Annotated in this window: 25 protein-coding genes; 4 read left to right on the top strand and 21 right to left on the bottom strand. The window is 33.1% G+C overall.

The features are described 5' to 3' along the window. Positions 1-42 precede the first annotated feature (42 nt). Positions 43-1047, top strand: a complete 1005-nt coding sequence (locus tag LGK95_RS07120; RefSeq protein ID WP_226123621.1) for a lysylphosphatidylglycerol synthase transmembrane domain-containing protein — start codon at positions 43-45, stop codon at positions 1045-1047. A 63-nt stretch (positions 1048-1110) separates the two neighbouring features. Here LGK95_RS07120 and LGK95_RS07115 read toward each other — a convergent pair whose 3' ends face one another. From LGK95_RS07115 to dpaL, 17 genes are all read right to left on the bottom strand, one after another. Further along, positions 1111-2388, bottom strand: a complete 1278-nt coding sequence (locus LGK95_RS07115; RefSeq protein WP_226123619.1) for an FAD-dependent oxidoreductase — start codon at positions 2386-2388, stop codon at positions 1111-1113. Then, entirely contained in the window at positions 2300-2515 is a 216-nt protein-coding gene (locus LGK95_RS07110; protein ID WP_226123617.1) for a hypothetical protein, read from the bottom strand. The genes LGK95_RS07115 and LGK95_RS07110 overlap by 89 nt, the downstream gene beginning before the upstream one ends. Positions 2516-2600: 85 nt before the next feature. Then, on the bottom strand, positions 2601-3701 hold the full coding sequence (locus LGK95_RS07105) for a hypothetical protein (protein ID WP_226123615.1): 1101 nt from the start codon (positions 3699-3701) through the stop codon (positions 2601-2603). A gap of 254 nt (positions 3702-3955) precedes the next feature. Continuing rightward, the gene (locus LGK95_RS07100) at positions 3956-4975 is read right to left on the bottom strand and encodes a phosphodiester glycosidase family protein (protein ID WP_226123613.1); all 1020 of its coding nucleotides are present in this window, start codon (positions 4973-4975) and stop codon (positions 3956-3958) included. A 260-nt stretch (positions 4976-5235) separates the two neighbouring features. Then, a complete protein-coding gene (locus LGK95_RS07095; protein WP_226123611.1) occupies positions 5236-5895 on the bottom strand; it encodes a VTT domain-containing protein in 660 nt (219 codons plus the stop codon). Positions 5896-6064: 169 nt separating this feature from the next. Next, complete coding sequence (locus LGK95_RS07090) at positions 6065-6928, bottom strand: FAD binding domain-containing protein (RefSeq protein ID WP_226123609.1); 864 nt, start codon at positions 6926-6928, stop codon at positions 6065-6067. Further along, positions 6922-7398, bottom strand: a complete 477-nt coding sequence (locus LGK95_RS07085; protein WP_404814412.1) for a (2Fe-2S)-binding protein — start codon at positions 7396-7398, stop codon at positions 6922-6924. The genes LGK95_RS07090 and LGK95_RS07085 overlap by 7 nt, the downstream gene beginning before the upstream one ends. Beyond that, the gene (locus tag LGK95_RS07080) at positions 7388-9526 is read right to left on the bottom strand and encodes a xanthine dehydrogenase family protein molybdopterin-binding subunit (protein WP_226123605.1); all 2139 of its coding nucleotides are present in this window, start codon (positions 9524-9526) and stop codon (positions 7388-7390) included. Before LGK95_RS07080 ends, LGK95_RS07085 begins: the two co-directional genes overlap by 11 nt. Next, on the bottom strand, positions 9519-11858 hold the full coding sequence (locus LGK95_RS07075; protein ID WP_226123603.1) for a xanthine dehydrogenase family protein molybdopterin-binding subunit: 2340 nt from the start codon (positions 11856-11858) through the stop codon (positions 9519-9521). The genes LGK95_RS07080 and LGK95_RS07075 overlap by 8 nt, the downstream gene beginning before the upstream one ends. Then, positions 11855-12307 carry a (2Fe-2S)-binding protein gene (locus LGK95_RS07070; protein WP_226123601.1) on the bottom strand — a complete coding sequence of 151 codons (453 nt, stop codon included), beginning with the start codon at positions 12305-12307 and terminating at the stop codon, positions 11855-11857. Before LGK95_RS07070 ends, LGK95_RS07075 begins: the two co-directional genes overlap by 4 nt. After that, on the bottom strand, positions 12304-13095 hold the full coding sequence (locus LGK95_RS07065) for an FAD binding domain-containing protein (RefSeq protein ID WP_226123599.1): 792 nt from the start codon (positions 13093-13095) through the stop codon (positions 12304-12306). The genes LGK95_RS07070 and LGK95_RS07065 overlap by 4 nt, the downstream gene beginning before the upstream one ends. A 12-nt stretch (positions 13096-13107) precedes the next feature. Next, positions 13108-14190: a 4Fe-4S binding protein gene (locus LGK95_RS07060; protein WP_226123597.1), complete on the bottom strand. Its 1083-nt coding sequence runs from the start codon at positions 14188-14190 to the stop codon at positions 13108-13110. A gap of 2 nt (positions 14191-14192) precedes the next feature. Further along, the gene (locus LGK95_RS07055) at positions 14193-15485 is read right to left on the bottom strand and encodes an amidohydrolase family protein (protein ID WP_226123595.1); all 1293 of its coding nucleotides are present in this window, start codon (positions 15483-15485) and stop codon (positions 14193-14195) included. Further along, positions 15485-16795 carry an amidohydrolase family protein gene (locus LGK95_RS07050; protein ID WP_226123593.1) on the bottom strand — a complete coding sequence of 437 codons (1311 nt, stop codon included), beginning with the start codon at positions 16793-16795 and terminating at the stop codon, positions 15485-15487. The genes LGK95_RS07055 and LGK95_RS07050 overlap by 1 nt, the downstream gene beginning before the upstream one ends. Positions 16796-16842: 47 nt before the next feature. After that, positions 16843-17826, bottom strand: coding sequence for an ornithine carbamoyltransferase (locus tag LGK95_RS07045; RefSeq protein WP_226123592.1), 984 nt, complete (start codon positions 17824-17826; stop codon positions 16843-16845). A gap of 68 nt (positions 17827-17894) precedes the next feature. Further along, on the bottom strand, positions 17895-19100 hold the full coding sequence (locus tag LGK95_RS07040) for a YgeY family selenium metabolism-linked hydrolase (RefSeq protein ID WP_226123591.1): 1206 nt from the start codon (positions 19098-19100) through the stop codon (positions 17895-17897). A 40-nt stretch (positions 19101-19140) separates the two neighbouring features. Continuing rightward, positions 19141-20379 (bottom strand): diaminopropionate ammonia-lyase, encoded by a 1239-nt coding sequence (gene dpaL / locus LGK95_RS07035; RefSeq protein WP_226123590.1) that lies wholly within the window; start codon positions 20377-20379, stop codon positions 19141-19143. 239 nt (positions 20380-20618) lie between these two features. On the opposite strand from dpaL, the gene LGK95_RS07030 reads away from it, so the two are divergent. Together LGK95_RS07030 and LGK95_RS07025 are read left to right on the top strand one after the other, a co-directional pair. Then, positions 20619-22010 carry a PLP-dependent cysteine synthase family protein gene (locus LGK95_RS07030; RefSeq protein ID WP_226123589.1) on the top strand — a complete coding sequence of 464 codons (1392 nt, stop codon included), beginning with the start codon at positions 20619-20621 and terminating at the stop codon, positions 22008-22010. 89 nt (positions 22011-22099) lie between these two features. Further along, complete coding sequence (locus LGK95_RS07025; RefSeq protein ID WP_226123588.1) at positions 22100-22564, top strand: nucleoside deaminase; 465 nt, start codon at positions 22100-22102, stop codon at positions 22562-22564. A 78-nt stretch (positions 22565-22642) separates the two neighbouring features. Here LGK95_RS07025 and LGK95_RS07020 read toward each other — a convergent pair whose 3' ends face one another. From LGK95_RS07020 to LGK95_RS07010, 3 genes are all read right to left on the bottom strand, one after another. After that, positions 22643-23620: a 2-hydroxyacid dehydrogenase gene (locus LGK95_RS07020; RefSeq protein WP_226123586.1), complete on the bottom strand. Its 978-nt coding sequence runs from the start codon at positions 23618-23620 to the stop codon at positions 22643-22645. Positions 23621-23681: 61 nt separating this feature from the next. Next, positions 23682-24548, bottom strand: coding sequence for a DMT family transporter (locus LGK95_RS07015; RefSeq protein WP_226123584.1), 867 nt, complete (start codon positions 24546-24548; stop codon positions 23682-23684). A gap of 3 nt (positions 24549-24551) precedes the next feature. After that, on the bottom strand, positions 24552-25277 hold the full coding sequence (locus LGK95_RS07010) for a hypothetical protein (protein WP_226123582.1): 726 nt from the start codon (positions 25275-25277) through the stop codon (positions 24552-24554). 234 nt (positions 25278-25511) lie between these two features. On the opposite strand from LGK95_RS07010, the gene LGK95_RS07005 reads away from it, so the two are divergent. Further along, a complete protein-coding gene (locus LGK95_RS07005) occupies positions 25512-26003 on the top strand; it encodes a metallophosphoesterase family protein (protein WP_226123580.1) in 492 nt (163 codons plus the stop codon). A 64-nt stretch (positions 26004-26067) separates the two neighbouring features. Here the strand turns inward: LGK95_RS07005 and LGK95_RS07000 are convergent, their stop codons facing one another. Beyond that, on the bottom strand, positions 26068-26280 hold the full coding sequence (locus LGK95_RS07000) for a heavy-metal-associated domain-containing protein (RefSeq protein WP_226123577.1): 213 nt from the start codon (positions 26278-26280) through the stop codon (positions 26068-26070). Between the last annotated feature and the right edge of the window lie 177 nt (positions 26281-26457).

The raw sequence follows: 26457 nt of genomic DNA, 5'->3' as shown, positions 1-26457 counted from the left end.
TTAAACAAAGAAAGTCTATAGAAATAAAGGGTAGGTAAGTTTATGAAAAATTATAAATTTAATTTAATTTTAGGAATAGCCTCTGCAGCTATTTTTATACTATTAATTGTATTCACTCATGGTTGGATGGATTTAATACATCAACTGAAACATTTGCAAATTGAATGGATAGTCGCAGCTATTTTTTCCATGGTGTTATATTGGGTTTTTGAAGCTAAAATCTTACAGAACACTGTATTCTTAATGAAAAAAGATTATAAATTCAAAGAAGCGTTTAAAGTTACTATGATAGGACAATATTTTAATTCAATAACTCCCTTTGCATCCGGAGGACAACCAATGCAGTTGTATGCTCTCATAAAGCAAGGACTCGGGGCTGGCAAATCTGGTTCAGCCCTTATGATTAAATTTATTATATATCAAACTATATTAACTATATATTCTTTAATTCTTATATTCTGGAAAATAAACTTTTTTAAAAGAAACACTAGCAACTTATTTTATTTAATAGGCATAGGATTTGCAGTTCATGCTAGCGTAATTATATGCTTAATTATATTTTCAAAATATAGAAAATTAACACACATGTTTATAATGGTTTTTTCTAAAATATTAGCAAAGCTCAGATTAGTAAAGAATATATCAAAATTAGAAATAGGCATCAATGATAATTTAGATCAATTTCATGATAATATGCAGATAGCAAAACATAGTAAAGGATTAATTGTTAAAGCTGTTATTTATACCATATTACAGCTAACTATATACTTTATTATCCCTTATTTTATTTATCTTAGTTTCGGTATGAAGGGTGCTAATGTAGGTAGTATGATAGCTGGAACTGCATTTATAATGATGATAACAGCAGTTATACCGTCACCTGGTGCAATGGGTGGTGCAGAAGGTGCTTTCTATATGTGTTTTAGTTTGTTTTTTGCATCTAATAATATAATGGCTGCTATATTATTATGGAGATTAATTACATTTTACTCTTGTATAATATTTGGTTTCCACTCACTAAAAAAAAGCAAAGATGTTTCTTCGTAAATGAATGCTTTCTAATGGAATAAAAAAGAGGTCAGACTCTAAAGTCGACCTTTTCATTTCTTGCTATATAAGTTTTGTATTAAATATGTTAGTTAAATTTAGATTTTCTACTTTATTCTTAATTTCATCTATATCTAGAGTATAAAGTCCAAGTTCCTGCATTCTCTTAAAGTATGTTGCTCCCGCGAAAGTAAATCTGGTTCTTCTTCCTTCTTTAGTTTTCATTGTCTCATTTTCAGAGGCTATTATGTCTCCAACGGCGAGGGAATTTGGTAATACTAAAAGAGGCAGTTCTAGATAGCTTTTAACTGCATTGTGACCTGCCAAAGCTCCTGTTATCATTGCTTCAGTGTGCCCTATAAATAGCCCAGCTTTTTCGCCAGCGCAGAATAAATTATCTAAGTTCAAAACCTTCATACTATCTTCTCTCGGAGCTATAGATAGATACCTTACAGAGTTTCCAATCCCTCCAGCATATGGGTCTACATATTTTGCATTTTCAAAACCTTCAATTTTTCTAAGTTTTTCTAATGGATAGAATGGAGTCATAAGCTTAACGTCACCTGTATCTATTAGAACTAAATTTTCTGCATACTCTTTTAGTGCATACTGCTGACATACCTTTTGTTTAAGTTTGTCTAAATTTACATCTTCTTCTGGAACTTTTACAACAACTACCCCTTTTTCATCCAGTTGTTTTATAATATTTTCAGCTAAAGAACCCTTCGCTAGTTTACATGAACCACTAAACGCCCCATACACGCCATTTTCTCTTTCACCATGTAAATCTTCAATACCTGCTTTACTACTTATGCTTACTCTTCCACCAAAAGCTGGACATCTCAAAACACACATTGCGCAGCCATTGCCATATTTTACGCAGTTATTCATTGGTCCGGCTGAACCTGTAGTTTCTATAAATGCATCTGCTTCAATATATTCCTTGTCTGATAAGTATATCCCCTTTATTTTATTCTCTTCTTTTTTAACATCGACTACTCTTGTTATCATGTTTACTTCTATACCCATAGCTTTTAAATATCTTCTAACTGCTGGTTCAATTTTGTTTACATCGCATAACCAGGCATTCTTATGCCCAGGAAAACTTATATTTTTATGTTTACTATTCTCATCCGTTAAATGTATAAAATCTCCTGCACCTAATGCTATTATTTCTTCCGCTGCAGTATACCTTCCGTTATTTCTCATTATGCCACCTACATTGCCAAGGCCCAAAAGCATATCTGTTTTTTCATATAATACTACTTCTGCACCAGCTTTCTTTGCCGTGATTGCTGCAGTGCAACCAGACCATCCACCACCAATAACTATAACCTTCAAAATTTTCTCCACCCTTCCAATATATATTTGGGCTCTTACCCTCTTCTAATACACCTATTGCTTTAGTTTTGACTCTTTTTAATTCTATTGTAATAGTTATAGTTTTATTACTAATATCAGCATCCATTAATAATTATTAATGATGGATTAAAAATGTATTGTATAAAGGTATTCATTAATTAGTCTTATCCTTATCAATTCACAAAGAATTATTATAATTTTAGATTCATTACTGTAACTGCTACCTCACTCCCGTTAATTAATATTGCAATTCTATGCTCTCCTGGATAATGTTTTCGGGTAGTAAGCTCTACCCATCTGTGCACCCGTATTCCGGTAATACACTGCCCACCAGATACTGTTTTATCGGACAATAAGAATAATTTACGTGACTTCTTTCCCCTTGCCTTCACAAAATCAATTCCATATTCAATGCGTATATGCATAGGTTCACCTTTACGAATAGCGAGATTATATTTAAGCTCACAACTCTCTCCAATTTTTAATTCAGGAGGATTTACAGACAAAAAAGCACTGCTAGTAACAGGTCTATCTATAGATTCTCCATATCCAAACAACTTCATTATTTCTGGATGGGCTTTACGTATTAATGTTCTGCAGCCATGTCTTAATATCCAGTCAGTGTATGAATTAACTCCTTTTAAGCGCCTTACTATTTCAACAACAACTAAAGGATTATCTTTAGAGATATCGTTTAAATTATTAGCAACACTCTTACGTACATAAACTGAAGGGTCTTGTTTTAATTTATCCAACACACGGATTACAGCGGTTGGATCATTTTTAAACGCAGTAAGTGCTACTCCCCATGGAAGACGCGGACGACACCCTTCACTCGAAAGCCTTCGTACATGTTCATTGCTGCTTCCTGACCATTCTAGCATCTGTGACATCATTCGCTTTGGATCCAGCATAATAAAGGTTCTTACAGCGAATTCCGATGATGACCTTACAGTGAATCGTTCCAATGCTACCATAGAAAGCTCCCAGTTTTCATTTCCCTGACCATACATTGCCACGAAATTCGGGAAGAAAAGATAAGGGAATCCAACACAGGATTCATCAATAGCAAACAGTATATCTATTGCATATTCGTATTTTTGAGGCAGATATAACCTAAGTGTTTCAGTTATTCTATTCATTCTGACCATTAGTTTAAGCTCATCCCACGTATCATCTATTGTGGTTTGTATGAACTTTTCAACATCAAATATTTTGTAAATAGCATGCACCTTGTCACCAAATTGACGCAAAAATTCTTTGTCATACATATTTTTTAAAGCTTCTGCCATGAGTTTCCCTCCTTTTGTATATACTTTATTATAACTTTCTTAACTAGACAACATCATGTCAAGTTAAGACTTTTAATTGTATTTTTTGAATGTTTTAATGTTATTTAAAAACCGAATTTACTTTGTCGATCCTGAATCAAAAACAGCAAAATAATAAAATAATGAATAAGTTTCAAAAAATAAAAATTAAGGCATAATTTTAATGCCTTAACTTTTATTGTAAATAAGATAATTTTTAGATAATTCCCTCTTACCTACTTTCTACTTTCTACGTATATAATTGAAGATACAGATCTTTCACCCAAGCTATCGCAAGGATTATTTATAACTTCATCATCATAAAACATGGTAGATGACGAACCTCCATCTAAGTTAGTGGCATTATAAGCTCCATATTCATATAATACATCTTGTGCCTCTCTTAATGTAGCACCTATACTTCTTAATTCTCTACCGTCGATAACTAATAATAATATTGCTCCATCTTTCCTTTGTCCAATACACGTTCTAGGTGCAATACCCCAACCCCCATCACCTTTAGTTATCATTTTCTGTCCATTAACTATCATTGCTGGACCAAAAGATACTGCTTCGGTTACACCAAATGTTCCCATTTGTTTAGTAGAATAAGGTCCAACTAATAACTTTCCTGATTTAGTTAATGCTACAGTTTGTCTTTTCTCGTTTTCGTTTTTTATTCCATCATAAATAGTTTTTCCACCAGATATTATCACTCCCGCTGGATTTGCTCCAGTGCCTGTCCATTTTGACCCTGCTGCCTCATCTGTGAACCCTCCACCATTAATTGCTGCTATAGCATTGTTATCCTTTGCAATATCACTAGTTAGTTCCCCTTCTTTTCCTAATTTACTAGTGTAACCTACTTTTACCCTAGTTGGGTCATTAACTACTAATAAATACCCGTTAAATTTAATTCCTGATACATCATATCTCTCAATACTATTATCATTCTTATTTTCTACGACTACTCCAGACTCTACACCCTCTAAATTATTTTGAACTATAGATTGAACTTTTTGTTCACTCATAATTTGTTTTATTTTTTCATCAGATAAAAATGATGTTGCAAGCCATTGTAATGTATAAGTAGTCATTGCCGCTCCTACAACTGTTGTTTTTACATTTTTAAATGGTCCATAATAAACCATGTAAGGTCCTGTAATCACTGTGAAAATTAATTCAAATAGTATGAATAATAAAAAAAGTTTCCCTGAACTTATTTTAGTTTTTCCACTTTTTTTTATTCTTCCCATGCTTCACATCCTTTATCATATTAGGTACTATCCTATAATTCATTGCAGCCTTTTTAATTGTAATATCTTCCTATAATTTTAGAACCTTTGCACCCTTCTATTTTATGGAATATATCTACATAATTATACTACTCAATACTGGTATATAAAAAAGCAATCAATTATTGACTGCTTTTTTATTATACTATAGAATTTACCTAAATATATATTAAAATATACTTATAAGTTAAATATATGAATATTTTTTTATTCTGAATTAGTTATTTCATCCTAATTAGGATACCGTTTTTTCTCTTTCCTTTTATAAAAACTATAACCCCAGGCAACAATGATATGATTATAATAGCTATTAGAACATAAGAAAAATTTTCTTTTATAAAAGTTAGATTACCAAATAGGTAACCCACACCTAAAAATAGACTCACCCATAGTCCCCCACCAATTATATTGTATGGTATAAATTTTGAGTAATTCATTTCTCCCACACCAGCTACAAAAGGTACAAAAGTTCTAATTATAGGGATAAACCTTCCTATAACTATAGTCATTGAGCCATGTTTTTCATAAAACGTTTGAGCTTTTGCTAAATACTCTTTATTAATAAACCTTACTTTTTCTTTCGCCAGTATCTTCTTCCCAATTTTTTTACCAATATGATAATTTGCAGTATCCCCAAGTACTGCTGCAATATATACTACTATTAGAAGAGTAACTATATTCATTGATCCAATTCCTGCGAGCGCTCCTGCTGCAAATAGCATTGAGTCACCTGGTAAAAATGGTGTAACAACCAAACCTGTTTCAATAAAAATAATTGCAAATATAATAACATACGTTAAGATCCCATACTGCTGTATTATTAGCGCTAAATATTTATCGATATGCATTAATCCGTTTATAAAGTTAATTAATATATCCATATTTTCTCCTTTTGTAATTGTTTATTTTTTATATTTCCCAATATTTTATATTATATATTTGTAACATTAAAATCAAATTAAAAAAATCTTAAATTTTGCTAAACATTAATGATAGAACGAAATAATAGAGAGGGCATATGCCACTCTCTATTATTTACAACATATTTACTTAAGGTGTTGCTGAATTACTAGTAAATATATTTTCCAAAAAGTCCCTTACTAAATTCAAACAAACTCCTTTTCTATACTCGGCTGTAGACCTCTGATCGTCTATTGGCAGAATAATCTTAAAGTACTCTTCTTCTATTTCTTTTAAAATACTTTCAAGCTCCTGCTTATTAAGTCCCTTAATTCTATCTTCCACTGGTTTTGATCTCACAATAGTTGGTCCTACTGCCCCAAATGCCATTCTTACATCCTTTATCCTCTCATCCTCTAAAGTATAAAATCCAATAAAGGATACCTTGGAAAGAGATGTGGATTTTCTTGTACCTACTTTCTTATAGTAAAATGAACTGAAGTTATATACTGGAATTTTTATTTCTACTAAAAGCTCCTTTACTTTTAAATCTTTTTTACCAGGCCCCAATATAAAATCTTTTAATTCTATCTCTCGTCTGTAGTTTAAACTTTCTATTATTAAAGTGCAATCCAAATCATATAGGAGTGGAAATATATCCCCTGCTGGTGATGCATTGCATATATTTCCTCCTATAGTTGCAATATTTCTAATAGCTGGTGATGCCATAGATAATATTACTTCCTTGAAGTAAGGCGGCATCAATGTATTTTCTTGTAATTCAGTGAGTGTACAAGCTGCTCCAACCATTAAATATTTCCCATCTGTTTTAATATTTTTAAGTTCTTGCAAATGACTTATAAATATTACATCACTATTAAAGTATGGTAGACATCCAGACCATTTCTTTCTTTTTACCATTAAATCTGTGCTACCTGCTATAATTGTGCACTCTCTGTTATTTATAAACTGTAAGGCTTCCGCCTTACTCTTGGGTGCAAAAGCTTCTACCATAAGCCATCCCCCCTTACTGAAGCTAGAGAAATTGCTTCTACAATCATATTATATCCTGTGCACCTACATAAATTTCCAGATATCCCTTCTCTTATATCTGCTTCGCTAGGTCTTGGCTTTTTACTTAATAATGTTTCCGTTGCCATTATCATTCCAGGTATACAAAATCCGCATTGTACTGCACCTACATCCTCAAAGGATTGTTTCACTATTTCATACTTAGGAGTTTCTCTATATCCATCAATAGTAATTATTTTTGTGCCCTCAAGTGTTCCTATAGGTACAAGGCATGAATTTATTAGTTTTCCATCAATAATTACTGAGCATGCACCACATTCACCTTCGCCGCAACCTTCTTTAACACCTATAAATTTAAAGTCTTCTCTTAAAACATCTAAAAGTCTTTTTATAGGTTCTGCTACTATAGATACATTTTTAAAATTCAAATTAAAATTAATTTTAGTTTTTATTTTTCATCACCTCCATTAAATATTCAGGGGTTACAGGAATTTTATTTATATTGTGTCCTATAGCATTCTGCACAGCAAGAGCATAGGCTGCTGCTGCTCCTATTAGCGTAGTTTCGCCTACACCTTTGGCTCCAAAAGGACCATTTATATAAGGGTTATTTACAAGCTCACTTTGTATTTTAGGAAAATCCATAGCAGTAGGGATAACATAATCGGTATTAGTTCTTTGAAGTAACCGTCCATCCTTATGTCGCATAACTTCCATCCCTGCATATCCAAGGCCTTGCACCATTCCACCTTCTATTTGTCCACGTACGATTAACTCATCTATAGCCTCTCCTATATCAAACACTGCATAGATATCTGTAACAGAAACCTCATAAGTTATAGGATTAACTTCAACCTCTATAACGTTTGCTCCCCAAGCGTAAGTATTATAGGCATCCCCCTTAAATGTTTCATCATCCCACTTAAATCCCTCTGGATGTTTGTAATTTTTTAATATTTCAAGTTCAATATCACTCCCCATAAATTCTTTCATATCTATAGCAGCGTCTTGTAGAAGCTTACCAACAATGGTGATGGTTCTTGACGCTACTGTAGGTCCTGAATCTGGGACTTTATCAGTGTCTGGATTTTTAAAGATAACTCTATTAATAGGTATTTCTAATGTATATGCTACTATTTTCTTTAAAGTAGTTTGTGCTCCCTGTCCCATTTCAACATTAGAGACAAGAATTTCTACAGTTCTATCCCTATGTTTTAATAGCTTTACCTTTGCCTTTATAATATCTTTTTCCCCACTACCAGTGAACCCACAACCATGAAAGAAAAGAGAACAGCCTATACCTTTTAATATTCCTTTTTTTTTAGGCATTGCTACTTTCCCTTTATAATTAGACATATTCTCTATAACCTCTATAATTTCAGGTAGCATTGTATTTTCTCTAATTACACCACCAGTAGATGAAATATCTCCTTTCTTTAGAATATTTAACTTTCTAAACTCCAATGCATTTATGCCAAGCTCCTTTGATATATAGTCCATATGCATCTCTAATGCAAAAAAGGCTTGTGGTGCCCCAAACCCTCTAAATCCTCCACCAACAACCTTATTAGTTGCTAGGGCCACCCCATTTATTTTTACGTTTTCCACATTGTAAACTCCAATTGCTGCAAACATGGTTCTTTGAAGAACTATATTTGAAAGTCCTGAATACGCCCCTCCGTCAATTTTTATATCTACATCCATGCCTAATATTTTTTTGTCAAACCCTATATAACTTTTAATTTTTATAGATGATGGATGCCTTTTCGTAGATACTTCTATATCCTCAGCCCTATCTAAAATTAACCTGACAGGTTTCTTGATTTTTAGTGCTGCCACTGCTACCTGACCAGCCAATAATGAAGGATATTCCTCTTTTCCACCGAAGCCACCACCTGTAGTAGTTTGAATTACTTGAACTTTATTTTTATCAAAACCTAACGCTTCAACTACCGCATCCTTAACAAAATATGGGCACTGCATAGAACCCCATATTCTTATTTTATCGTCAATACATTCTGCAACTACTCCTTGAGTTTCTAAATATATATGTTCTTGATACCCTGTACTATATTCTCCTTCAAACTTTTTTATGTCACCCTTTGCTACTTCCTCTAGATTTCCTTTACTGAATGCATACTCTGCATATAAATTATTATCCCCAAATATAGGTGCCCTAGTATTTGCTAATGCATCTGCCATACTTAAAATAGGCTCCATATCCTCATACACAACTTTAATGTTCGATAATATACTTAGTATTTCTTCCCTATCAGGACCTACTACTAATAAGATAGGTTCACCTATATAATTAACTTCATCTTCCGCAAAGAAAGGCATGTCATAAAATATTATCTTAACTCTATTTCTTCCTGGCACATCACTCCTATCCACAATGTAATAGCCTTCAGGTAACTCTGAAATATCAATAGATATAATCTTAGCCCTTGCCCTTGTGGATCTAAGAGTTCTTGCATAAAGCATACCTTCAAATTCAATATCTGCTAAATACTTTACTTGACCACCTATCTTCTCTGCAGCATCTACTCTTTTAATAGGTTTACCTATTTTCTCATTCATATAGCGCTGCATCCCCCTTTAGTGATTTTCTCCTTTTAAGCTCCATCAGTATTTTTTCTGGAGTTATAGGAAGAGTTTTTATTCTTACACCAGTAGCATTGTAAATTGCATTAGCGATAGCTGCTGGTGGTGTGTCGATTCCTATTTCACCTACTGATTTCGCTCCATACGGGCCTGTAGGCTCATAACTATCCGCGAATTCCACTGTTATATTATTAATGTCTTGCCTTGTAGGTATTGTATATTGCATTAAACTATTTGTTAAAAGCCTGCCGCTTTCACTATATTTAACATTTTCAAACATAGCCATGCCAATGCCTTGAACTAACCCGCCCTCCACTTGTATCTTTGCAAGGTTTGGATTTATGGTAGTTCCACAATCTACTACTCCTACATAATCTAGAAGATTTACTTTACCTGTTTCCAAATCCACTTCTACCTCAGCGAAACCTGCCATATATGGTGGAGGGGACTTTATACCAACATAAGATTGAGCTGCAATTAATTGCTTTTGATCATGATTATAATACAATTGCTCAGATAATTCTTTAAGTGATATTTTATCCTTAGTATCTAACGACTTTACATATTTTCCATTAAAAACAACTTCATTTTTCAATAAATTCAGCCTTTTAGCCCCTTCTTCTTCTATCATTTCTTTCATTTGATCAGCAGTTTTTTTTACTGAATTTCCTGAAATGTATGTAGTACTAGAAGCATAGGCACCACAGTCAAAAGGGGTAAGGTCTGTATCTGAGGAGTAAACAATTATATTACTTGTTGCTACTCCTAAAGTCTGTGCAGCTATTTGTGCAAGTATGGTATCACTTCCTGTACCTATATCTGTAGCCCCCACAAGTAAATTGAAGAAACCTTCATCATTAAGTTTTAATACAGCAGAACCCATATCCATGTAAGGAATTCCAGAACCCTGCATAGCTATAGCCATTCCTACTCCTCTAACGGTGCTTTTATCTATATTGTTTCTTGGATATTTAGATTTCCATCTTATAAGTTCCATGCCCCGCCTTACGCAATAATCTAATTTGCAGCTTTCAATAGACATCTCTATGCCCTCGCAGCCTTCGCCCATTATCTTAAATATTGGTGATGTCTCACCCTGATTAATCATATTCTTCTCTCTTAGCTTTATAGGATCCATTCCCAATTTCTCAGCTAATTCATCAATTGCAGATTCTAATGCAAAATTTCCTTGAACGGCCCCATATCCTCTAAATGCACCTGCTGGAGTATGGTTTGTGTACATAACCTTGCCACAAAAATGAACTGAATCCACTTTATTATATAATGGAAGAGTTTTTGATGCAGCAACCATAAATACAGTAAGAGCATGCTCACCATAAGCTCCTGTATCTGATAAAATCTCCATATCAATAGCTTTTAAATTTCCATCAATGTCACTACCCAGTGTAATATCAATTCTCATTGCATGTCTGCAATAACTGGCCTCAAACACTTCTTTCCTTGTATATATAAGTTTTGATGGTTTTCTTGTTTTAAGGGTAACTGCTGCTACTAAAAATTCTCCATGAATAGCTTGCTTACCGCCATAAGCGCCTCCTACTCTTGGTTTTATAACTCTAATTTTACTAACTGACATTCCAAAAGCTTGTGCAATTATTCTCCTCATATGAAACGGTGTTTGAGTAGAGGATATGATGTTAAGTCTTCCCTGAAGGTCTATGTGAGCAAATGAGGAATGAGGTTCCATGGCAACATGTGCCTGGGCTTGAGTATAATATTTTTCTTTAACTACTACATCGCACTTGTTTAAGTCTTCTTCAATATTTCCAACTTTCATTTCATATGTGCAAGCAATATTTTTAGCTGGCTCAAAACCCATAGGAAACATTACGTGACATTCTGGCTCCGGATGTATGATAGACTCATGTGCTTCTGCTTTTTCAAAATCTAATACTGGTTTTATTATTTCATATTCTACTTCTATAAGTGCTAAAGCTTGTAGTGCAATTTTTTCATTTATTGCTGCAACTACCGCCACCTCATCCCCTATATAACGGACATACTTATCTAGTATAAATTTATCATGTGGGGATGGCTCTGGATATCCTTGCCCCGCTCTGGTTACTACATTTCGTGGTACATCTTTATAAGTTAAAACACACTCAACTCCTGATAATTCCATAGCACTTCGCGTGTTTATCTCTATAATTTTTGCAAAGTGATGGGGACTTCTTAATACCTTTATAACTAAAGCATTATTCATGGCAATATCATTAGTATACGCTGGCGCTCCCATAATAAGCCCTAATCCGTCTACCTTAGGTACTGATTTATTAACCTCCTTCATCTTTTCACCTCCAAATATTTCTTAATAGCACGCAGGTGTCCCACATAACCTGAGCACCTACATAAATTCCCTACCAAATAATGTTTTATATCGTCCTCTGTAGGATTATTGAGTTCTTTTGTCATTCCTAAAATAGCTAAAGCAAAGCCTGGGCTACAGTATCCACATTGATCTACCCCCTCTGCTACAAGGAATTCTGCTATCTCTAAAGATTCCTTTTGCACTCCCTCTATAGTAGTTATGTTATGTCCCTCGGCTTTTGCGGCATAACATGCGCATGAAGGAATAGGATGTCCATCAAGGAGTACCGTACATACCCCACAAGATCCTGTATCACAACCTCTTTTTACGCTTAAAAGCCCAATTTTTCTTAGCATATCTAATAACATCTCATCTGGTTCAATATCTATGTTTCTTTGCCCCCCGTTAATAGTTAGACTGATCTTCACTTCATCACCTCTACTATTGCCCTTTTTACAAGGACGCTACAAAGCTCTTTTCTATATTCTTTTGATGCTCTTAAGTCTGTACCAAAAATAAGTTCCTTTGAAGCTATATCTCCAGTTACTGCTGCATCATATTCATCACCTTTTGATGATTCTATATACTCCATAGCTTTTATGGCAAGTGTTGCAACCGCGGGTCTTGCCCCAACTACAATATTGTATTTATCATTTTTTTTACAAACTGCTACATTAATCATAGAGAAATCAGTACTAGTATTTTTCATAGTTTGAAATGACGCAATTCTATCATCTTTTTTAATAATTATTTTTTCTATTATATCCTTATCGATCCTTTTTTCTTTTAAAAAGTATTCTAGGTATATTTTCCCTCTTTTATGGGTGACTACTTCACAATCCAATGCTAATAATGTAGTAATCAAATCAGAAAAACCATATTTCCCATATATTGTGCCACCAACTGTAACTATATTTCTCATCTGTACTCCCATAATATCTCCTACAGTTTTAGGTATTACTCTATCATAATAATTCATTAATATCTCACTTTTCTCTAACTGCCTAAAAGTAGTGGTTGCACCAATTTCTATCGTATTATCCTTTTCAGTAATAAAATCAAGTCCTGTATTACACATATCTATAGCTAAATCCACATTTTTTTTCCCAAGTCTTATATATGCACCGCCTCCAATCACTTCAGAATTCTGCGTTGAATTTAATAAATCATAAGCTTCGCTTACACTGTTTGGTTTCACGTATCTATTTATTATCAACCTTACACCCCCTTAAAGTATTCCACTAATAGCACTTACAGGACATCTGAGCTCACAAAGTCCACAACCAAAGCAAGCCCTTATATCTACCTTGGCTTTCTTGTCAACCTTCATAGCAAAATAAGGACATATACGAGCGCATAGATTACAACCTATGCATCTTTTTAACTCTATTTTAGGATATTTGGGATTAAATCTTATCTTTTCCTTAATTAATTTAGCGTCAATTACTTCTTGTATACTATTAAACCCATAATACTGAAGAGTTTTAGGTAAATCTCTAATGATCTTCTCATATAAATCCTTACCTTTAATCATTGCTGAGGAAAGCATCTGTACAGCATCTGCTCCTGCAAGTAAAAATTCAATAACATCTTTTGCACTTGATACCCCACCTACTCCTATGATTGTAAAATCTGGCACTGCTTCTTTTATTTTATTTACGATAGCCAGTGCTATAGGTTTAATACTAGGACCCGAAGTCCAGACTTCCCCCTCTTCATTACCAAGTAATACCTTACGTTTTTCTATATCAATTATCATTGAAGGCCCTAATGAATTAATAGCAACTATGCCACTAGCACCATTTTCTTTTGCCATTTTAGCGAACCCTACAACATCCGGTATATGTGGACTTATCTTCATAAAAAACGGTTTATCTGTATTATTACGAATACTTTTAACAGTACGCGCTATAACATCTAGATCTTTCCCTACATAATGAGTTGAAACTTCAAAAGCATCTGCATATTCATTCAACTTTGGAATCAAACTATTCATATCATCTTTTGAATATCCTACGCTAACTATAATTGGCACACTACATTCTGCTTTTAATTTTGGAAGTATTTCTTCTAACCACTCTTCTGGTGGAAATTCAGACCAAAGCTCAGCATTCATTATTTTATTGTTATCCCCATATATACATGGCCTTGGAACCACGGCAGCTTTAGAGGATATTGTTTTAGTTACTAAGGCCCCAACCCCAAAACTTGCTATAGACATAATTTTATCAAAATCCCCCACGAGTGGTCCAGATGCTGGCATTAATGGATTCTCTAATTCTAAACCACAAATACTTGTACTTAAATCCATTGTTATCCCCCCTCTGCTATTCTTTCCCATAGCCTATCTGCCTCTTGTTGTGCCTTAGAGTATACTTCTTTTATATTCACTTTAGTGTTATAGTTTTTGATTAAACAATTACCATCACAATAAACCTCTCGAGGATGAAAATTATCGAAAACTCCATAAAAAACGTGTTCAAAAGCATTATCTATATTTATGTTTGTTGGCGCATTATATGGAACAATAAGCATATCTGCTTTATAGCCTTTTTTAATCCGTCCAAGCTTTATCCCTAATGTCTTAGAAGCATATTTATATCCATTGTCTATAACAACTCTTAAATCTTCTAATGTAAATGCTGCAGGACTTTTAAATCTGCTTTTCATTCCAAAAAATAAGTTTAAATATTCCCTAGTAATATTTGTACCAAGTCCATCATTACCGATAATGCAGGGTATGTTCCTTTCTTTTAATAATCTATAATCTACAAGCCCTACAGCATTGTTCATATTAGAGGTGGGGTTTATTGCTACATATGCTTTTGATTTTGCAATTATATCTGCTTCCACCTCATTTATATGAACACAATGAGCTAAAATTGAGTTTTCTTTTAATAAATTGAAATTTTGGAGTCTTTCAATTACAGTGATTCCATACTTTTGCATGCAATCATTCTCATCTTCTATACTTTCAGCTACATGAATATGAATAGGCAAATCTTCTATGCACTCTTGTATCTTTTTTAGTGTCTTGTCATTAAGGCTCATAGACGCATGCATTCCAAATAATCCCGCAGACTTTTCTGTTCTATAAGAGGTAAACTTAAGATTTTCATCTATACACTTATTGATGTCAAAGCGATCGCTAGTTTCAAAGCAAAAAATACCTCGCATTCCTACAACATTACATAGACTCTTTTTTAGTTCATCTAAAGTTCCAGTAATATCAATGCCACTAGCATGGTGATCTATAATTGTAGTAACTCCATTACTTAAACTCTCATACCCATTAATAAGACCACTATAATACACGGTTGCCTTATTACATGATCTATCAATCTTCCACCAATACTTATCTAATATATCTTTGAAACTTTTAGGATCAAAAGATATATTTATGCCCCTAGCAAATGTAGAATAGATATGAGTATGGCAATTGATAAGACCTGGCATTACAATACATCCTCTGCACTCTATTACCTCGCCCTCTGCCTTAAATTCACTCATAGGTCCTACGTCTATTATTTCATTATGGAACAAAACATACTGATTCTCTTTATAGGAATCATAATCGAATACATTAACGTTAATTAACGCTTTCATCAATATTTAAGCTCGCGAGTTATGTACTCACCCTTTCCGCCTACAAAAACGCCATCTTTAACTACAAATTTACCTCTAGAAATAGTACTGCAAACTTTTCCTGTTATCTCTATATCTTTGTAAATATTATAATCCACGTTTGAATGATTTTCGCATATAGTATATTGTGCATTTTCGTCAAACACTACTATATCTGCATCTGATCCTGGAAGCAGTGTTCCTTTTCTAGGATACAATCCATGAACTATTGCAGGATTTTTAGTAAACTTATCAATGACCTTTTCTCCAAACCTCTCGTACATAAGTGGGAACGAATATTCAACTCCGCCTATGCCCATAGGGATATCATTAATAAATTCTTTATTTTTATCAAAGGAATTAAAAGGGCAGTGATCTGTGCCTATAGTAAATATATTATCTATTTGATGGTTTAATTTTTTGACCTCACGCTCGCTTCGAAGTGGTGGGGTCATAGTATACAAATAACCATCTCTTTGTAGATAATTAGAACTCGATAAAATAAAATAGTGTGGACAGCTTTCAATTATAAAGTCTTTATTAAGAATACTATTATAGTTTTCGCTAAGTCTCTCAACAGTAGTACCGCAATTGGTATGTACAATATACATACGTCCATCTCTATACTTAGTCATTTCTGCAAGTTTTATAACTTCACTTATTTCAGATATGGCTGGCCTTGAGTTTTCGTGTTGCACAACATGTATTTTCTCCCCATCAATTACTAATCCATCATTTTCTGCATGCACAAGTAAAAGGGTTCCTGTTTCCTTAGTATTCCTTAGTAGCCTATCTATAGTTCTATCTTTTGTGAGCCTATTAGAACTTGAATAGGTTGTAAATAACTTTATTGTTGGAATTCCTAAGGTTTTTATTTCATTAATAAAGTTAATAGGTTCTTCATCTAAATCAGCAATAGTTGCATGAAACGCATAATCGATGACACTATCCTTAGCCAATGTCCGTCTCTCATTAAAAGTTTTATTCAATCCCACACTATTTTTTACTGGATTCAAAAAATCTATATATGTGGTTATACCCCCAAAAGCTGCAGCTCTTGAACCACTATAAAAATCATCTACTGAGGTATAATTATTATTCGTAAGCTTAAAATGTACATGCGGATCTATAAAACCGGGTAATATAGCTCTTCCCTTGGCATTATATTCTTCTTTAGCTTCTAACATACCACGCCCAATAGTTGATATTTTATTATCTTTTATATACAAGTTGCCTTCATACCAATTCCCGCCTATATATATTCGTCCATTTACAATTCCTAGATCAAACATTCATTACACCTTCCCCCTTCTATAAAGCATTTTAAATCATCTATCCTTTATCTTCCTCCCATAGTAAGTGTCATAACAGCTTTTGCCGTATGAAGTCTATTTTCTGCTTCATCATATACTATAGAATGAGGTCCATCTATAACAGAATCTTCTACTTCATTTCCTCTGTCCGCAGGTAGTGCATGCATATACAAAACATCTTTACTTGCTATGCTCATAATATCTTCGGTGCATTTCCATCCTTTATAAGATTGTAACAAATCATCTACGATAGCTGAATCTTGATTGTTAACCCAACTTCCCCAATTTTTTGGAATAACTACATCTGCACCTCTATATGCTTCTTCCATATTGTGAGTTATCTTGAAACTTCCACCATGTTTAATTGCATTTTCTCTTGCTTGTCTTATAACCCAAGCCGGTAAATCATAACCTTCCGGATAAGCGAGTGTTACATCCATACCATATCTAGGAAATAATAAGCTTTGAGTTAGAGGAACAGATATTGGTTTTTTATGACTAGTTGCATAAGCCCATATAATCGATACCTTGGTTTTTCTTAAATCACCAATTTTTTCTTTCATTGTCATAAGATCAGCAATTCCTTGCATCGGGTGATACAAATCGCACTGCAGATTTATTATAGGAGTAGTAGACCATTTTGCAAGCTCATTCAAATATTTATTTCCCTTTTCCCAGAAACAATTTCTGCATGCAATAGCATGGCCATATCTTGAAAGAATTATTGCAGTATCCTTTGCTGATTCTCCGTGTGATATTTGCATAGTACTTGAATCCAAATAATTTGCATGTCCCCCAAGCTGAGTAATACCTGCTTCCATAGAATTTCTAGTCCTTGTTGATTGCTCAAAAAACATAAGAAAAACCGTTTGATAAGGTATATATGGTGTCAGCGTTCCCATCGCAAACTTTTTCTTAAGATCTAATGATACCTCGAGTAGAGTATCTATTTCTTCTTTAGTCCAATCTTGAAGAGTAATGAAATTTTTTCCCCTAAATAAAGTATTCATAATAAACCATCCTTTCCTTTTGAATAGATTACAATTAGTAATGCTAATTAAAAGTGATTATTAATCCTTTATTCTCTTCCTATATATAAACTAGGAATAACTGCATACATAGCTGCCGCCTTTACTAATTCACTTTTCCAGGTTCTCTCATTTGGCGAATGTGCTTCAGCCTCATGCCCTGGTCCAAATCCAATACAAGGTATATCATATCTACCCATGATAGAAACTCCATTTGTAGAAAATGTCCATTTATCAACCAGAGGTTCCTCATTAAATAAAGCCTTATAGCAGTCTATTAAAGTTTCACAAACTGGATGATCAACATCTATTACCCAAGTTGGAAAATAAGCAGCTGTTGGGTAAACAACCCCCTTATAAGATGATTCCTCGTAATCATACATAGATACCTGGGCTTTCATATTTTTAACAGAGGCCAGATTTCTTATTTCCTCTAGTGCCTCAATGTAGGTTTCCCCATTAGTTAATCTTCTGTCTATTGAGATGGTGCAACTATCAGCTACTGCACATCTTGAGGGCGAAGTGAAAAATATTTCAGAAACAGCTAAAGTTCCTTTTCCTAAAAACTCATCATAATGAAGGGTTTCATTAAGACTTTTCAAGTCGTTTATTATAGGAGCCATTTTATAAATTGCATTCTCTCCTCTCTCCGGTGCACTTCCATGACAACTTAAACCATGAGTAACTAGTTTTATCTCCATTCTCCCTCTGTGCCCTCTATATATGTTGCAGGAGGTAGGTTCTGTAATCACAACAAATTCGGGCTGGATTTTATCTTCATTTATCATGTACTGCCAGCAAAGTCCATCACAATCTTCTTCTTGAACTGTACCTGTAATAAGCAAAGTATAGTCACCCTCCATATCTAAATCTTTAATTATTTTCGCAGCATAAACCATAGATGCCATACCACCCTTTTGGTCACTACCACCACGTCCTATAATCACTTCCATGTCTTCGTATCCTTTATATGGGTCATACTGCCATAAATCTTTATCACCTATACCCACTGTGTCTATATGTGCATCCATAGCTATAACATGTTTCCCACGCCCTATAGTCCCAATTATGTTCCCCATTTTATCTATGTCTATCTTATCAAAACCAACCTTTTGCATTTCCTCTCTTATTCTCTCAATAACCTTAGCCTCATCACAACTTTCACTAGGAATAGCAATCATGTCACGTAGAAACCTTGATATGTCCCCTTTGTACTCTTCTGCTTTCTGTAAGACCTTTTGAAAATCTACATTCATAGAAAACCCTCCTTCTATTAATCTATATTTTAAAATTTCTTCAATTAAAGCCTGGTAATTCGTACAATCCATCCCAAAGAATATTCCTATAATTTATGGGATCCGTATCTCCTTCAGTACTAAAGAGCAGTATCGTAGAATTTTCATCTAATTTAAGCTGTTTTTTTATAACCTGTGCATATTTTTTTTGCATAATTATTGATAATAACCCTATTCCAACAGCCCCTGATTCTCCTGAAACAATTTTCTCATCCTCACCTATAGGATTCGCAAGAATTCTCATACCTCTTGCAGTTACATAATCAGGGCAAGTACAATAACAATTCGCAAAATCTCTTATTATCTCCCACCCTATAGGTATAGGTTCTCCACAAGCAAGGCCTGCCATAATAGAATGAAGCGTTCCTTCTACTATATGAGGTTTACCGTCATTAATGGATGCAGACTTAAACATACATGCTGCATAAGTGGGCTCCATAATTGTTACAATAGGACAATCACCTTTAAATAAATTTGCATATGCTCCAAGAACCCCTCCAGCCATTGCACCTACTCCAGCTTGTAAAAAAACATGTGTGGGCATCGCATCTTTTAAATCTTTAAGTTGCATAAAAGCCTCATACCCCATAGCAGAATACCCCTGCATAATCCACTTAGGTATCTCAGTATAACCATCCCAGGATGTATCCTGCACCACTTGGAATCCATTTTCTTTAGCTTTATTTTTCGCATATCTAACCGTATCATCATAATTGAGATTTGTTACTATAGCCTCTGCACCTAGTTCTCTAATAGCTTGGACCCTTATAAGGGTCGTTCCCTTTGGTAAATATATTACTGCCTTTAGGCCAAGTTCTTTAGCCGTCCAGGCTACGCCTCTGCCGTGGTTACCATCTGAGCAGGTAACAAACGTAATTTCTCCAATCAATTTATGTGCTTCCGTAGACTTTAAATATTCAAAACTAGTATCTTCAATATGTACACCTAGCTTTTGACATAAAAACTTACCAATGGCATAGGTTGCTCCGAGCATTTTAAATGAATTAAGGTTTGCTCTTTTAGATTCATCCTTAACATAAATACTCTTTATGCCAAGTACCATGGCTAAACTTTTTAGGTTGACTAGTGGAGTAATGTTATACTCTTTAATGGTTTCATGATAAGTTTTTACTTTTTCAAGTTCCTCACGAGATAAAAATTTTGGATAACTTTCCGATTTACCTTTGTATCTATTATCAGAAAAAATAGCATGTATTTTATTTTCATGTAATAAGTCCATAAATACCCCCCTCCCAATATCATATTTAAAAGTTTACTAAAAAATTACCTAAAAATAAAAAAGTATATATTACTACAAATATATTGTATGAAATATATCTTCATAAAATTACTGATTTATAAATTATTTTTGGGGTGTACCATGCAAGAATAATAAAAGCTATAGAGCAAACATATATTAAACATGGAGCTTAATGTTTTAATAATAAAATTTTATATTGAAAGCAAGGAGGACAAAATATGTCAAAAAAATTAGTATGGGGACCTACTTTTGAAGAAATGCTTAATCCAGAAACAATTCGTACTGATATACGCGAAAAAGCTTTGAAGGCCAGAATTGAAACTCCATTAGATCCTATAAATTTATTTAACATTAATTGGACGGATTCCAATGGTAACATGAGCTATATGGTTATTCCGAAAGAACTCACAGGAGTTTCTGCAAATATAATAGTTATGTATAGTAAAAACTTTCCAACAGGTAGTCATAAGGTTGGTGCAACATATTCCGTTACCATGGAAAAACAGTTATCAGGTGAAATAATACCTGGCAAAGATACTATAGTTTTTCCGTCCACTGGCAATTACGGTATAGGTGGTTCCTGGACAGGTCCTCGTATGGGTTATACTACAAAAGTAATTCTTCCTGAACTTATGAGTAAAGAGCGCTTTGAAAAAATTGAATATTATGGTGCTACTTATATTAAAACATCTGGCTGTGAAAGTAGCGTTAAAGAGATATATGATAAATGTTGGGAGCTTAAAGCCGCGAGCCCTAATAACAAAATTATGAATCAGTTTGAAAGTTTTGGTAATTACTTATTCCATTATCATGTAACAGGAAATTCAATTAACAAAGTAGTATCGAGCCTTAAAGAAAAAGGCATCGGTAATGGTAAAGTTTCCGCACTAGTTTCTTCTATGGGTTCTTCAGGCACTATAGCCTCTGGAGATAGATTAAAACAGTTATACCCCGAAACAAAGATAATTGGGTTAGAGCCAGTTCAGTGCCCAACTCTATACTGTAATGGTTTCGGTGATCATGATATACAGGGAATTGGAGACAAACATGTTACTTGGATACACAATGTTATGAATATGGATGCAATGATATGTATTGACGATATGGAAAGTAAAAAGGGACTACAACTATTAACAAGTGATATAGGTAAAAAATATCTTATAGATGTCGTCGGAATGTCAAAAGAAAGTGTATCACTGCTTTCACAAATACTAGGTATATCTGGAGTTTGCAACTTGATTGGGGCTATTAAGACTGCTAAGTATTATGAAATGACTGAAAATGATAATATATTCACCATCTGTACTGATACCATAGATAGGTATCATTCAGTAATGGATAATCTAGATAATGAGTTTGGAACTATGAATAAAACTGAGGCCGCTGTCAGATATAACTGCATTTTTAAAAATATTAAACTAGATTATATCCAAGAAGGTACCTATGCAGCCAGAAAGAGATGGCATAACTTAAAATACTATACTTGGGTTGAGCAACAAGGCAAAACCGCCTTTGAATTAAATGCTCAAAAATCACAAGATTATTGGATGGAAAAACAAAATCAAATTAAAAGTATTGATCATAAATTAAAGCAGGCAAGAGGATTTTAACTAAATCTTCAAGATAAATATCAACTTTAGCCGATGACCAGCTACGTTAGTCTAGTAGCATCATCAGTTGCTAAATAAGGCGGTGTATAATGAATGAGTTTATGAAACTTGCAATAGATGAAGCATTAGACGGAATGAAAAGCAATGATGGTGGCCCTTTTGGCGCTGTTATTGTAAGAAATGGTGAAATTATTAGTTATGCTCATAACGAGGTCGTTAAAACTAATGATCCAACTGCACATGCTGAAGTTACAGCCCTTAGAAAGGCTTCTAGTAAGCTTTCCAGGTTTGATTTATCAGATTGCGAAATATACTCATCTTGTGAACCTTGTCCCATGTGCTTTGCTGCGATTCATTGGGCAAAAATAAAAAAGCTCTATTATGGTGCAACTAAAGAAGATGCTGCAAATATTAATTTTGACGACCGATATATTTATGATGTAATAAAAGGGACTGCTAAAAAATTACAAGTTGAGGTGATACAACTTGATAGAGAAGAAAGCCTTGAACCTTTTCGTAAATGGAAAATGAAAATAGATAAAACTGAGTATTAAACCATAAAAACAAAGCACTTACGTTCACTAATCTGAATGTAAGTGCTTTATAACTTATGTCCATATATCTAAGTAAAATTATTTTAACACTTCCAAATTAACACAAGTATCTGGCTTTTCACCATTTAACACTTTAATAATATTTCCAGCTGCAATTAATCCCATATTTGTTCTTGTTTCCATTGTAGCTGAAGAAATATGAGGAACAATTGAAACATTATACATATCTAAAAGTTCTGGTTCAATATCTGGTTCATGTTCAAACACATCCAGTCCAGCTCCCCATATTTCACCCTTTTTAAGAGCTTTAACTAATGCTTTTTCATCAATAACTGGACCACAACATGTATTAACAATAACTGAGGTATTCTTCATCATAGAAAATTCTTTTTCACCTATATAATGTATTGTAGAAGGCAAAAGTGGTACGTGCAGCGAAACAAAGTCAGATTGCTTTAACAATGTTTCTTTATCCACATAAATAGCCTTTAATTCCTTTTCCATTTTATGATTTCTAATTATATCTGTATAAAGTATCTTCATATCAAAAGCCTTTGCTTTCTTTGCAAAGTTAGAACCAACTCTCCCTGCTCCTACAAGCCCTAACGTTTTACCTGTTATTTCTCGTCCAAGAAACATCATGGGATCACAAGATTGAAAAGCGCCATTTCTTGTGAATTTATCTGCTGAAACAATTCTTCTAGATACTACCATAAGTAGTGTCCATGCAAGATCCGCAGTAGCATCATCGAGCACATCCGGTGTATTTGTAATTATTACTCCATTCTTAGTAGCTTTAGCTATGTCAATATTGTTGCATGCTACACCGTAGTTAGCAAATATCTTACACTTTTCGCCCGCTGCCTCAAGCACATCTTTATCAATAATATCAGTTAAAAGACATAGAACTGCATCCTTACCTTTTACCTTTTCTATTAATTCTTCTCTTAATAAGGCTCTATCACGAGGATTAATTTCCACATCAAAATGCTTTTGTAAAAGTTCAATAGCTCCATTTGGAATTCTTCTTGTAATGTAGACTTTTTTCTTATCCATATATTCCACCTCCTATTAATACTAGATCCATTTATTTTATCAAAGCTAAGCTAATGTACTACTAACCTATTTTCTTTAAACCCCTTTTTTCATTATAAATAAAAGCAAAAACTGCTGTTGTTATAATAATTAACGTTCCTATAATACTTAAAACATCTGGAACTTCTGACCAAACTATAAACCCTATAATAGCTGAAAACACTATACTAGTGTAGTCATAGATTGATACCTCTGATGCTGGCGCAAACCTATAAGCATTTGTTAAAGCAAATTGTGCAATTCCAGCAAAAATTCCTATCCCTAATAAATAAATGAATTGGATTATTGTAGGTTTTTGATAATTAAACATCATTAATGGAAACATTACCGCTACCGAAACAAAAGAAAAATAAAATACAATAGTTGAAGGTTTTTCTCTATCTCTTAAAAACCTAATTATTGTATATGTAGACCCTGCACACATAGCAGATAAAAATCCTGCGAGTGATGGAATAACCGAAAGATTAAATTGCGGTTTAATAATTAAAAGAGCTCCTATAAAAACAATTATTAATACTGGAATCTGGATTTTAGTAAGCTTCTCCTTTAAAAAAAATACAGCAAATATAGTTACAAAAAAAGGTGATGTTTTATTAAGCATACTTGCATCTGATAATACTAAATAATTTATAGCATAAAAACTTAGAATTACGCCCATTAGTCCGAGTAACGATCTAGATAACAAATATTTCTGATTTTGTTTCTTTCCAAAAAAACTCACCTTAGTGTTTTTTATCATAATACATGCAATCCCTAAACTTACTAAATTTCTATAAAATACTTTTTCGAATAGTGGAATATCACCTGCAAGTTTTACCATTGCCCCCATAATTGCAAATGCTAAAGCAGATATCAATATAAGTGCAATTGCTTTAGGTTTATTATCCATTCTTCACAACCTCTCGAATATAAGTTCATTTTTTAGCTTTCCTATTTCTTTTATAATATTCATTTTTCTCAAACAATACGTGATTTTTCTAGCCTTAAAAACAGTTATTGCTAATGTTTTTGCTAAATTTTTATTTGTAAAGTTCTCTGGTAATTCTTCAGGTAAAAACATTAAAAAATCTTTTTCTTCTCTAAATGTTACTTTTTCAATTACCTCAAGAAGTTTCCTATCCTTTATACTAATACCTTTTCTTCTCCAACTTCCTTTACCATCTTTGCATCTTATTTCTTCCTCTTTAGTCATTAAGATTTCTAATATAAAATTATCCTCTGCCATTAAATCAGGTATTCTAATTAATTCATCAAACAAATTCACTAATTTACCTTTCTTAGGCGATTTTCTCCTACTAATTACTCCACCCGCTACTTCAGTTGTTACTATATATTTCTCAACAGCTATAGGATGTACTAGCATAACTTTATTATACTTAACTAAGTCTCTAAGTTTATTTCCAATTGCGCTAAAATTTTTTGTTTGTATTTCAATTAATGAATCTTCCCTTACTAAATCAATTACATACTTATCAATTTTCACTTCAAATCTGTCCCCTGGAACAACATACCATTGCTTGATAGATGAATGTAAAGATTTTTCATTTTTTATATTTATTCCATTTTGCTCATAAATTAAGACTACATCTTCTGCTTCTCCCATTATTTCTCCTAACATTGTAATAAACACCTAAAAATCTTATTAGAATTTAAACTAAGCTTCTTATATTTATATAGTAATTATAACAGAAATATTAAACAATTAAAATTAAAATATGTAAATATAAGGTATTTGTATAATAAGTTACATTGAAACAAATAACAAGATAATATGATTTCTATTTTTCTTAATGTGCCTAAATCTGTATCAAATCATAATATAAAATAATATAATACTAAAAGGTGATGTAATATGAAAATTGCAATATTATCTGATACTCATGCTAAAAAACATAGTGATAAACTTTTTGAATTAATAGATAATTTATATGTAGAATCTGATATGATAATTCATGCAGGTGATTATATTTCAAACAGCGTTGTATCTAAATTAAAAGAGCATAAAAACTTTGTTGGCGTATGGGGAAATAATGATAAAGGATCTATTAGGAATTTGTTAAAGGAAAAAATAATTTTAACTATAGAAGGATATAAAATTGGTCTATATCACGGCCATGGTAATAGCAAAACCACATTGAACACAGCTTACGATAAATTTTCTGCTGATAAAGTAGATATAATCATCTTTGGTCACAGTCATCAGCCTCTTGTTTTAACTAAAAACAAGATACTTATGATAAATCCAGGTTCACCATCTTGTAAAAGACGTGAGTTATGGTATTCTTATGTTATTTTAGAAATACAAAATAAAAAAATTAGTGTTCAGTTAAAATTATTTAAATGATTACAATATTAATACATCTTTTATTATAAAAAAAAGTCTACCAATTTGGTAGGCTTTTTGTATATTAATACTCTTCTACTTCAGTAACTTCATATCCTACTTCTTCAAGAGCATCTGTAATATCATTATCAGTTACATCATCGTCAAATTCTGCTATAGCACACTTTTCTTCTAACTCAACTTTTACTTTAGTAGCACCAATGTCTAGTAACGCTTCTTTTACATGGCTTACACAATGTGAACAACTCATTCCATCAATATATATTTTTTTCTTCATTTAAAATTCCCCTTTCAATTGCTAATTTATACTATTATATATTTAAACGTTAAATTATATAATCAATAAGTCAATTTAATTTTATAATAATCCCTAAAGTTATCTTTGTCTACCCTTATTTAATAATATCAATAATAAACGTAAATTTATATTTACTATTACAACTTAAAACTTAAT

Source organism: Clostridium algoriphilum (assembly GCF_020443705.1).
In the GTDB taxonomy this organism is placed as follows: Bacteria; Bacillota; Clostridia; order Clostridiales; family Clostridiaceae; genus Clostridium_AD; species Clostridium_AD algoriphilum.
Note: the sequence above shows the minus strand (reverse complement) of the source record. Positions and strands in the feature narration are given on the sequence as shown.

Coding starts and splice junctions, on each gene's coding strand:
- LGK95_RS07020 (WP_226123586.1), bottom strand. CDS start 23,620: ATGGATAAGAAAAAAGTCTACATTACAAGAAGAATTCCAAATGGAGCT.
- dpaL (WP_226123590.1), bottom strand. CDS start 20,379: ATGGACTTATTACATGAAAATAAAATACATGCTATTTTTTCTGATAAT.
- LGK95_RS07120 (WP_226123621.1), top strand. CDS start 43: ATGAAAAATTATAAATTTAATTTAATTTTAGGAATAGCCTCTGCAGCT.
- LGK95_RS07090 (WP_226123609.1), bottom strand. CDS start 6,928: ATGGTAGAAGCTTTTGCACCCAAGAGTAAGGCGGAAGCCTTACAGTTT.
- LGK95_RS07095 (WP_226123611.1), bottom strand. CDS start 5,895: ATGGATATATTAATTAACTTTATAAACGGATTAATGCATATCGATAAA.
- LGK95_RS07030 (WP_226123589.1), top strand. CDS start 20,619: ATGTCAAAAAAATTAGTATGGGGACCTACTTTTGAAGAAATGCTTAAT.
- LGK95_RS07040 (WP_226123591.1), bottom strand. CDS start 19,100: ATGAATGTAGATTTTCAAAAGGTCTTACAGAAAGCAGAAGAGTACAAA.
- LGK95_RS07110 (WP_226123617.1), bottom strand. CDS start 2,515: ATGGATGCTGATATTAGTAATAAAACTATAACTATTACAATAGAATTA.
- LGK95_RS07045 (WP_226123592.1), bottom strand. CDS start 17,826: ATGAATACTTTATTTAGGGGAAAAAATTTCATTACTCTTCAAGATTGG.
- LGK95_RS07075 (WP_226123603.1), bottom strand. CDS start 11,858: ATGAAGGAGGTTAATAAATCAGTACCTAAGGTAGACGGATTAGGGCTT.
- LGK95_RS07080 (WP_226123605.1), bottom strand. CDS start 9,526: ATGAATGAGAAAATAGGTAAACCTATTAAAAGAGTAGATGCTGCAGAG.
- LGK95_RS07055 (WP_226123595.1), bottom strand. CDS start 15,485: ATGAAAGCGTTAATTAACGTTAATGTATTCGATTATGATTCCTATAAA.
- LGK95_RS07025 (WP_226123588.1), top strand. CDS start 22,100: ATGAATGAGTTTATGAAACTTGCAATAGATGAAGCATTAGACGGAATG.
- LGK95_RS07005 (WP_226123580.1), top strand. CDS start 25,512: ATGAAAATTGCAATATTATCTGATACTCATGCTAAAAAACATAGTGAT.
- LGK95_RS07050 (WP_226123593.1), bottom strand. CDS start 16,795: ATGTTTGATCTAGGAATTGTAAATGGACGAATATATATAGGCGGGAAT.
- LGK95_RS07010 (WP_226123582.1), bottom strand. CDS start 25,277: ATGTTAGGAGAAATAATGGGAGAAGCAGAAGATGTAGTCTTAATTTAT.
- LGK95_RS07105 (WP_226123615.1), bottom strand. CDS start 3,701: ATGGCAGAAGCTTTAAAAAATATGTATGACAAAGAATTTTTGCGTCAA.
- LGK95_RS07100 (WP_226123613.1), bottom strand. CDS start 4,975: ATGGGAAGAATAAAAAAAAGTGGAAAAACTAAAATAAGTTCAGGGAAA.
- LGK95_RS07060 (WP_226123597.1), bottom strand. CDS start 14,190: ATGGATTTAAGTACAAGTATTTGTGGTTTAGAATTAGAGAATCCATTA.
- LGK95_RS07015 (WP_226123584.1), bottom strand. CDS start 24,548: ATGGATAATAAACCTAAAGCAATTGCACTTATATTGATATCTGCTTTA.
- LGK95_RS07000 (WP_226123577.1), bottom strand. CDS start 26,280: ATGAAGAAAAAAATATATATTGATGGAATGAGTTGTTCACATTGTGTA.